This window comes from Litorivivens sp., assembly GCF_057445395.1.
This window is the reverse complement of record NZ_JBVBUV010000102.1, coordinates 1-9,727: the sequence shown is the minus strand read 5'-3', so window position 1 is coordinate 9,727 and position 9,727 is coordinate 1. Positions and strand designations below refer to the sequence as shown.

The window sequence follows — 9,727 nt, the reverse complement described above, 5'->3', positions numbered from 1 at the left end:
TTGCGGGTAATAGCAATGGGCGCATGGTCGTTACAGACCTGCTCCATAGTTTTAGCCAAGTTGCTCCTGGCGGCGGTATAGCTTATGCTGTCCATTATCTTTTCCTGTACATGTACAAAAATATGTACCTAAGTATAGCAGCGCATAACAAGTGCAGGCAAGCGACCCGTTTTCCACTGCGCTTTGCTTCGTCCCAAACGGTCACCTGCTGTAGGCGTTAAACGGGGCAAGAAATTTACGGCAGATTTTGGGACGTCTTTTTTGTAGACTGATTCGAATCAGTAAAAGGAAATAACAATAATGACAAAAAACCAGATGGCCCGGTCTCTCATGACGGGAATCCTGTTCTCTCTCTGTAGCCTTTTTGTCGGCATCTCTCTGGCGCAGGATTCAGAGCCGGATTTTGCATCCGGTACCTTTCACTTTTTTGACATTATTGTGCCGCAGCCCAAAGATGTGATCCTAAAACTTCTGCCTCCCGGGTATACACTGGCTGATGCTCCCAAGATTCTTACCAAAGGCAAAAACGATCACGTGTTGCTAGTTTCTCTTGGCCAAGTAATTGAAAGTACGATGTACGACAGCGCCCCGCTTCCCAGCTTTTATGACGTCAAGCTTTCGATTCCCTATGTTAAAGCGCCCGGCGTTCAGGGTCTTGTTGTGTACGACATTGCCTATTTTTTTGAGAACCCGGCAATGTGCTTCGGCGTATTTGCCGAGTGCCAACCCTCTACGGTGAATATGTCCTACGGTGACAGTGGTACGTTCAGTGTGCGGCGACACCTGCAGGACGCTCTCAGCTCTCCGGTGGCGGAAGGTAGCTATGAGCTTGGTTCAGTGTATGCCCCCACAGCGCTCGTCAACGCTGTCGATACCTACGTGAATACGCAGCCAATGTTGGGCTCTTCACCGCTGGCCTGCAATGCGATTCCCAGCTCTGCTTACCCGTCTTGCCTGGAACGGGAAGACCGCTTTAGTGACGCCACGATGGGACCACGCACTCACCGCGTTAGTCTGAAATTGAAATTGGCGGAATTTGGCTGTCAGGCCGAGGGATTGCCCGAGGTTTTGGAGGTAAATAACGTGATTGCGCTTGAAGGCATCATGCCATTTCGGGCCGGTACCCCTCAAACCTGCCCGGTAGAATAAGCTCGAAAAACAATAGCTTAAAAAACTACATAAACTTGCAAACGTCCCTACGTATACTTGTTGCGTAACTCGTGGATCCGAAGTTTTCCAGTGGGGGTGCGGGGCAGTGCCTCGGTAAATTCGATACTACGCGGGATCTTGAAGCCAGCCAGATGTTGGAGTGCAAAATCACGGATAGCTGCCGCTAGGTCAGAAGAAGGTTGGTGACCTGTTTGTAGTTGCACCAGCGCTTTAACTTCTTCGCCCCATTCCGGGTTGGGAATTCCAAATACGGCCACATCCAAAATTTGAGGATGGTTCATCAGTGCCTGTTCTACTTCCTGCGGGTAGATATTTACTCCGCCGGAGATAATCATGTGGGAGGCACGGTCGGACAGGTAGACGAAGCCTTCTTTGTCTACCCGGCCAATATCGCCGAGGCTCATAACATGGGGTTGGGGGTGGGCTTTGGCCGTTTTTTCCGGATCGTTGTGATAACTGAAGATTTGCGCCAGTTCTGTGTGACGGCAATAGAGCAGGCCAGTGTCGTCGGCTATTGGTTTGCCGCTTTCATCGCCAACAAACACGTCAAAGTTACCAATCGCTTTTCCTACCGTGCCGGGATGGTTTAACCATTCTTCGCTGGTGACCATCGTCACAATGCCAGACTCCGTGCCGCCCCAGTACTCGGTCAATATTGGGCCCCACCAGTCGATCATGCGTTTTTTTACCGATTGTGCAATGGGGGCGGCCCCGTGCAATACGTAGTTCAGTGAAGGCAGCTGTGGGGCGTTGCCCTTGTCATCTATGTGCTGCAGCAAGCGAACAAACATTGTTGGTACTAGGTGGGTGGTGGTGACGCTGTATTGCTGAACGGCATTGAAAAATGTGTCGCAGTCCCACTTGGGCAAAATGATCATGGGGGCACCATTGATCAGGTCATACAGTGCAAGCAGGCCAGGGGCTGCGTGATAGAGAGGGCCGGTGACTAGATGGGGTCCGCCGCCTTGTAAGCCAAAGTTGCGTCCAGCCTGACGCATGCGATCCAGCAGTTGACCTACCGTGTCAGGTTTGGCGCGCCGTACGCCTTTAGGGCGGCCAGTGGTGCCGCTGGTATACAACATGCTGCCGCCACAGGGCGAAGATTCGTCAATTTCGGTGCCCGTTGGCAGGGGGCCGAGTGTCTGCAGGTTGATGATTTGGCCTGTGCCATGGGGTGCCAATAGCGCTTCGTGGCTGTTGTCGCAGAACACGAGGCTGGCCCCACAGTCATGGCGAATGTAGTCAATTTCAGATGCGGTGAGGTGGGTGTTCACCGGTGTAACCCATGCTCCTGCCAATTGTCCGGCGAGCATCGCCTCCACGTGATCAATGCGATTGCCTACCAGCAACGCGATGTGATCACCGGGAGCAATGCCATACTCGGTTTGTAGCAGTGTCACCAGAGCGGTAACGCGGGCATGCAGTTCGCGCCAGGTTCTACGCGACGTGAGATCTGTGATGGCAAGGCTGTCGGGATTGTTTGTGAGCTGTTGTTTAAACAGGCTGGATGGCATTGCAGAACCTTGAGGTGGTCGTTACTGAGTTTGCAGAGAATAGGGCCTTGCGTTAAATAGCTCAAACTCTCCGGTTAATAAATAGGCGGCACTACCGGCATGAATATGCTGCGCAGTACGTTCAGTGCGTGCTGCTTTTTGGCGCAGTTGCACTGTTTGCGGACAGCAACTTCCACAAAAAACGGGTAAAATTACGCAAACTGCACGCTAAATTAACGCTATGGCTAAGGGAACTTTGCGTAGCGTTGATAAACTAATGGGGTAATTGCGGCAGGCACAGTTTATGCACTGCTGAATTATCACCAGTCGATTTATTGCACTAGGATTTCATGAGACAGAGTAAAGCCCTTTATGGCATTTCCCGCATTGACGACCCGATTTACCGCACCCACGCTTGGCGCGTCAGCCTGCGGCGGCAGAATCGCATGTTTGTAAGAAATTTCGCTGATAAGCAGCACGGCGGCAAGCAACGCGCGCTCGCGGCAGCCAAGGCCTATCGCGATCGTATAGTCAAAGAGCATCCGCCCACTACCCGGCAGCAGTTCTGTGCAACCTTGCGTCGCCACAATACCAGTGGCATTCCTGGGGTGTACCGCTATGCCAAGCCCTATGTGCTGGCCGACGGCGAGGTAAGAAAGCTCTGGTACTGGGAAACAACCTGGCCCACCCCGGAGGGCGGTAGTGCAAAAGCTACATTCAGCGTAAAGCAGTACGGTGAGGAAAAAGCGAAGCAATTGGCCATTGCTGCGCGTGAGGCAGGAGTGCGTAAGCTGGAGGGCGTGTTCTGGGCGTCAGAGCGCGGAGCCGCCTAAATACCGGGCTGCCAATTCGTAGACGACAGAGCGAGGGAGCAATGACACAATGTGTGACAGGCTTCCGCTTTGTCGTGAAAAGAAGAGTGACAATCGGTAGTTGCGCAACTAAAGTGTGAATATTCACATTTTAGAGATTGTGCGTGATGCGTTCGCAGATTCCTGAAGAGCCGCTTCTCACACCTGTCTTGATTAAGGAAAATCTGGCAGTAATAGACGAGCTGCGGCAAACCATCCGACAGGGCGCCGGGGCGACCTGTGAGCCTGAGGCCGCATCGTCGCTGAGTTTTAGGTGCGACAACTGGAAATACCGCAGGCATGCTGTCTATGTGCCTACCAGCCTGTTGACCGAGTGCGTCAATCTTATCCCGCAGCGAGATCTAACAAGTCTTTGTAGCATCGTGATCAACGAGGCCTATGCGCACTTTATTGCTCGGGTGGAGCTGGACACTCGAGTAGTGGCGGAGCAGATGGTGATCACTAGCGCCATTATGATTCATCTCGATTCTGCGGCACGGTCTGCACTGTTAGACGCAGAAAATCGCTACGGTGTTTCCTACTTGCTCAGCCTTTCGCTTGAAGGATCAAGCGGTGGCACGAGCGGCTATTTTGACGTGCAGCACCGGCTGTATAGAAATCAACGGGCAGTTTCAGATGCGCATGAGAGTGTCAGCAGCCCGGCGACAATCTCATTTCCCGCCGGATATGGGGAGCAGGCTTGTCGCCCTCAGGGCGTGACTCTCCAGTGATCGCTCTGGAGGCAGCGTTGACTGATATATGCCTCACCGATAAGACGCGAGTTGAAGAGACTTCCCCAGGTTTGCGATTTATGGAAGCTGCGTTTCCCATAAGTGCCGAGCCTGCCGATGCTACGTCAGTAAGGCATCGGCTCGACTGATCACTGCCAGATGACGGGTTTGCGCGCTTTATACCAGGCGTCGGCCAGCGGTGAGTAGCGCGATTCAATCACGTCCCGCTTTATTTTCATGGTTGGCGTTAGCGCGCCGTCTTCGATACCCCAACGGTCCTTGACGACCACAATAAACGCCAGGTGCTCATGTGGGTCTAGGCCGGCGTTTGTTTGCTTGAGCAGCTGCTGCAGTGTGGCCGACTGGCCGGCTCGGGCCTCGGTATCTGTTGGGAGTCCTTCCGAGAGCATAACCAATGCAAAAGGTTGAGGATGGCCCGCGCCAGTGACACAGGCGGCCTCAATCATGGCGTTAGCGGCGAGCTTGTTTTCAATAGGCGCGGGCGCTACATACTTGCCCTTGGCGGTCTTGAATAACTCTTTGGTGCGGCCCGTGATAAACAGGTAGCCATCGTCATCGATATGGCCGCGATCACCGGTTCGAAACCAACCGTCTTCCGTATGGGCCTCGGCAGTTTTGTCTGCGTCCTTGAAATAGCCCAGCATATTGTTAGGTGACCGAATCTGTATTTCGCCGTCGTCAGCAATACGGTGATCAATGCCGGGGTAAGCTCGGCCGACGGTGCCAGCAATCTTTTCCCCCGGCAGCGTAGAGTGGGATAGGGCAAAATTCTCTGACATGCCATAGCCCTCGAGCATGGTCAGCCCCAGTCGTCGATACCAGTCCAATACGGCCTGTGGTAAAGGCGCCGAACCCGTTACCGCGTACTTGACGTGGTCTAGGCCGAGCTGCTTGAGGATCTTCTTTTTTACCACGCCAGACAGGATGGGAATGCGAAGCAGGCGGTTTAGCTTCGGCTCAGGCATTTTTTCGAGTACACCCAAGCGGAAGCGAATCCAGAGTCGCGGTACGGAAAAGAATACTGTCGGGCGGGCACGTCGTAAATCTGCGGGAAAGGTTTGCAGGCTCTCTGAAAAGAAAATGTGGAACCCAAAGAAGAGACCGTCAACCTCCACCATGAGCCGTTCCGCAACATGGGCGAGAGGTAAGTAAGATAGTGCGCGCTCACGTTCCGCAAACGTCAGACGCTGGCTACAACTCTCAACGGCAGCAGACATGGTGCCGAAGGAATGCATGACCCCTTTGGGTGCGCCTGTAGACCCCGAGGTATAAACGATGGTTGCCAGATCCTCTGGTTTGCGTCGATCAAGCTCTGCATCCGGCAAGGGCGCGCTATCTTCTATGATCTTGCCAAGCCGTGGTGCCTGTACCTGCGAGGGTGCCAGATCGAACGCGACGCACGGCATACCTTCCGGCACGCCGGGCTGCATCATGTCCCAGTCGTCGAGCTTGCCGACAAAGAGTAAGCGGGCTTCGCTGTGTTCCAAAATCTGTCTAACGGTGTCAGCGGCAAGTGTCGGGTAGAGCGGCACCGAGATATGTCCTGCCATCCAGATGGCCAGATCGGCAATGATCCATTGCGCACAATTCTTGGAGCAAAGGGCAATCTGACTAGCAGGAGGAAAGTTCTGAGACTTGAGGTAGGTCGCCAGACAGCGCGCCTGATGGTCAACATCCTGCCAGCTGTAGTCGATAACGCTACCATCTGCTAGTGGTTGGGTAAGGAAGGTCTCGTTGCCTCGGCGGTTTACCCAGTGGGCGAGCCATTCGAGCGGCGAATGCGATGAGGGAGTTACATTACTGTTAGTCATAGAGCCTTCATTATTATGGTTGGTAACGGTGAGCATGTGTTCGGCGCACAAACCACCATACGCCTTTGTACCGCAAAATTCCTGCCTATAGCGCCTATAGATGAATGGTAGGCGACAGGGGAATATATTTTCAGAAGCGCAAAACCCAGTCAAATGTGCTTTCGCCCACTTATAGTGCGCTCTGCCGCCTAATGATTAATAGACTGTAACCACGATGGCGAAACCGAATTACGTAAACTTCCCGGCTTAGATGACACATTACAATATAAGAAGTTAGCTACCATGATCACGGACCAACTGAGTACTCGTAAAAAGACCCTGTCGACGTTCACCGCATTGGCATGTGCATCACTGCTTTGCGCTACCGCGCACGCACAGCAGGCTAGTGGGGAAGAGGCGGCCGGCAAGGCGTCTGAAGTTTCGCAGCAGCCGAACCGGGCTACCAAGCGCGCTGCCCTCGAAGAAGTTGTGGTCACGGCCCGTCGCCGTGAGGAGAGCTTACAGACTGCGCCGGTGGCCGTCTCCGCCCTTACTGGTGATGATATGCGCCAGCGCGGTATTACTAATACCGGTGAGCTCGCCAAAAGTGTTCCCAGCCTAGAGATCAGCCAAGGTCGCGCCAGCCAGATCTATATCCGTGGCGTGGGGCAACGCTCCGGTTTTGCCCGTGTTGACCCCACCGTCGGTGTCTATCTGGATGATCTGTTTATCCCGCGCTCTGACAGTCAGCTTCTGGACACGGTGGATATCGAGAACGTGCAGGTTCTGCGTGGTCCTCAGGGTACGCTTTTCGGCAAGAACACAACTGGCGGCGCAATGGTACTGACGCTCGCCAAGCCCGGTGATACCCAAGAAGGCTATGTTGACCTGACGCTAGGCAGCCTTGGCGCTCAAACCCTCAGAGCCGCCTGGACTCAGCCGGTCACCGATGATCTGTCGGTGCGGTTCGCCATCAACAATCGTCGCCGAGATGGTTTTACAGAGGATGTTGTTTCCGGTCAGAAAGGCGGCTCGGTGGATAGACTCTCGGGATTGTTTCAAACCCGCTGGCTCGCCAGCGACAGCGTCACAGTAGATACCCTGCTGTTTCTGAGTGACCGTGATGACACACTCGAACACAACAACTGCCGTATAAATAATGACCAGGCGTTGTTTCTCGAAGGCTTGTACGTGATGTGGCCTGGCGATACCGACCCCAGCCAGCCAACCGCCTACCGTGAGAACTGTGAAGCCAACTCCGAAGAGCGCCTGGGGGACCTCAAGAGCAATACAGGGGCCTACCCGAACCTGAATTGGGATCAGCAGCAGGCCATGATAGGCGCCACAGTGGAATGGTTGTACAGCCCGGATCACCAGATCAAAGGTGTGTTCGGAGCGCGCAAAGCGGAAAAGGGAGCGCTGGTCACTAGCGATCAGGACGGTGGTCCTGGTAACTGGTCCGAATCCCATAATCACGGTGATAGCGAGCAGAAGTCACTCAGCGCGGAATTGCAATTCAGCGGCGGTTTCTTTGATGAGCGACTGCGTTACACCGGTGGTCTGTTCTATATGCTGGAAGAGAACTTTGAGCCCTTTACGCTGGTCTCTGGTTTCGGCGGGCTCGACCTGAAAACCATCGGCGAACTCGGCGCTGGGCAAGTACCCACTCGGCCGACGCCAGGTGGTACCGTTCCCTTTGTCGGTGCGGTAACCGGCAACCCCATTCAGCAGAACGAGTTTGATCTAACGAATAATACCCTCGCGGCTTATGTTCAGAGCTCTTTTGATATCACCCCGATGCTTGAACTTACGCTGGGCTTACGCTGGACGTCTGAAAATCGCGAGTCAAATCTAGTGCTGACACAGGCTGATACCACAGCCATTGAAAACCGCATGCGAAGCGCCGGCTTGGTTGGCGCTTGTCTCGGGCCTGAACTGCCGGGCGTATGTCAGTCCAATGTGCCCTGGGCCGCTGATCCAGTCGGGCAGATCTCGGCGCTGTTCCCTGATGCCAATGGCGATGGCATAGATGATTTCCCAATGAATGATTCACCCTTTCTGGATCAATCCAAGGAGAAAACTTTTTCCAAAGTAACGCCCATGGCCTCGCTGTCGTACACCATCCCCGGTCTCGGTGACGGCTTTCTCTCCAGTGTTACCCTCTATACCACTTACAGCGACGGCTTTAAGTCTGGCTTTTTCGAGCCACGCGTAGAGGACGGGTTGCAGCAAGTTGAGCCAGAAGAAGTAAAAAATCTTGAGTTTGGCTACAAGATTGAGGCGTTAGAGCGCTCACTGCGTATCAATGGCGCCATTTACACCATGGAGTTCACCAATCAACAGCTGATTCAAGTGCAGACAGATTCTGCGGAAAACCTGGCAGTAGTTTTTGATAACGCGGGCAACTCTGAGATCGAGGGCACCGAAGTCGAAGTTCAGTGGATGCCTTCGGCAAATATGCTGGTGAATTTCTCGGCAAGTTATAACGATTACACGTTTACCGAATTTAGTGATCGTGATCTTCTGCAGGCCTCGCTGGGTAATAATGTTGTGGTAGATCGTACCGACGAGCCTTTCCCTGTGTCTCCGGAGACAACCGTTTCCCTGGGTGTGCAATATACGTGGGATACGACCGTTGGCTCATTCACGCCGCGTATTGATGCGTCCTACAAAAGCGAAATATACCTTGGTCTTGACCGAGGCTCCTTCGAGGCTTACGAGCGCAACAAGGAACTTGCCGGAGACGACGCGAAAACGCTGGTCGATCTGCGCTTTAGCTGGTCGAGCCTCGATTACCGAACCTCTGTGGCTGCGTTCGTAAAGAATGCGACCGACGAGCGCTACCTCCCCGGCGCAGCTTCTGTGGGTTCTTCGTTGGGCACCTTCTTTAGCTTTTACGGTGAACCACGAACCTATGGTGTCGAACTTCGATATGAGTACTAGCGGTATCTGACCGCTGCATAAGGCAAAGCCCACTATGCGCCCGCTGCGTTCGCCGGCGGGCGCAAGATATCTCGCTCCAGCTCGCTATGAGCCATAGAATCTCGGCTTCTTTGACATCCTCTCGGGAGCTGAAGCTCTCCGAGATTCCCAAAAGCCATTACAGCTTTGGTCCCAGGGCGGCCTAAGCCGGTACCTTTCCTTCCGCAAGACGCTGGAGTCCCAGCGCGATAATTAAGTTACAGAAACTGAGCGCAAGCAGGCGCGACGCGCAGAGCGTATGGAATCTAAGGTGCGAGAAGAAGCCGCAGCGTTCTGTGAGCAACAAGGCGTGAAGCAAGGGACATACGAATCGGCGCTGGTTCAGCAGGCCGCGAAACGCTTTGCAAAAAAAGCCGTTGAGAAAAAACCAGTCTGCGCCTACGACGACCCCGCAAATGAAATGCGCGGTAGCAAGTATGATGCGACTCGCGATCTTGACATCAAAGAGGTTGCCAAGCTGGTGCGCGCTGACATCAAGCAGGCCATCAAATCTGGGCGCCTGCCAAAAGACACACAAAACCGCGTTTAGATCGAGCGTTACTCGGGCGGCTGCTCCCTGCGTATAAATGTAAAATCCATACCAGACGTGATCTTCAACCCGAACTACGTGACAGCGACCAAGCAATTTACCCATCGGCGGTTAGATATGCCGCGTTTGAAAACGTATCGGGAGTTGATTGCCACGCTAA

The 9,727-nt window shown here is 53.8% G+C and carries 8 protein-coding genes; 5 read left to right on the top strand and 3 right to left on the bottom strand.

The window, feature by feature from the left end:
- A partial coding sequence (locus tag AC222A_RS17875) for a type II toxin-antitoxin system Phd/YefM family antitoxin (RefSeq protein ID WP_486775369.1) occupies positions 1-95 on the bottom strand: 95 nt, incomplete at its 3' end.
- 205 nt (positions 96-300) lie between these two features.
- Between AC222A_RS17875 and AC222A_RS17870 the strand changes: the two genes are divergently transcribed.
- A complete protein-coding gene (locus AC222A_RS17870) occupies positions 301-1,149 on the top strand; it encodes a hypothetical protein (protein ID WP_486775368.1) in 849 nt (282 codons plus the stop codon).
- Positions 1,150-1,196: 47 nt separating this feature from the next.
- Here AC222A_RS17870 and AC222A_RS17865 read toward each other — a convergent pair whose 3' ends face one another.
- A complete protein-coding gene (locus AC222A_RS17865) occupies positions 1,197-2,684 on the bottom strand; it encodes an AMP-binding protein (protein ID WP_486775367.1) in 1,488 nt (495 codons plus the stop codon).
- Between the two features lie 329 nt (positions 2,685-3,013).
- Between AC222A_RS17865 and AC222A_RS17860 the strand changes: the two genes are divergently transcribed.
- Positions 3,014-3,496 carry a hypothetical protein gene (locus tag AC222A_RS17860; protein ID WP_372749380.1) on the top strand — a complete coding sequence of 161 codons (483 nt, stop codon included), beginning with the start codon at positions 3,014-3,016 and terminating at the stop codon, positions 3,494-3,496.
- A gap of 143 nt (positions 3,497-3,639) precedes the next feature.
- On the top strand, positions 3,640-4,245 hold the full coding sequence (locus AC222A_RS17855) for a hypothetical protein (protein WP_372749379.1): 606 nt from the start codon (positions 3,640-3,642) through the stop codon (positions 4,243-4,245).
- Between the two features lie 149 nt (positions 4,246-4,394).
- On the opposite strand, the gene AC222A_RS17850 is transcribed toward AC222A_RS17855, so the two are convergent.
- Positions 4,395-6,077: an AMP-binding protein gene (locus AC222A_RS17850; RefSeq protein WP_486775366.1), complete on the bottom strand. Its 1,683-nt coding sequence runs from the start codon at positions 6,075-6,077 to the stop codon at positions 4,395-4,397.
- A gap of 282 nt (positions 6,078-6,359) precedes the next feature.
- Between AC222A_RS17850 and AC222A_RS17845 the strand changes: the two genes are divergently transcribed.
- Positions 6,360-8,999 carry a TonB-dependent receptor gene (locus AC222A_RS17845; protein ID WP_372764757.1) on the top strand — a complete coding sequence of 880 codons (2,640 nt, stop codon included), beginning with the start codon at positions 6,360-6,362 and terminating at the stop codon, positions 8,997-8,999.
- A 277-nt stretch (positions 9,000-9,276) separates the two neighbouring features.
- Positions 9,277-9,567 carry a hypothetical protein gene (locus AC222A_RS17840; RefSeq protein ID WP_372810765.1) on the top strand — a complete coding sequence of 97 codons (291 nt, stop codon included), beginning with the start codon at positions 9,277-9,279 and terminating at the stop codon, positions 9,565-9,567.
- Positions 9,568-9,727 lie beyond the last annotated feature (160 nt).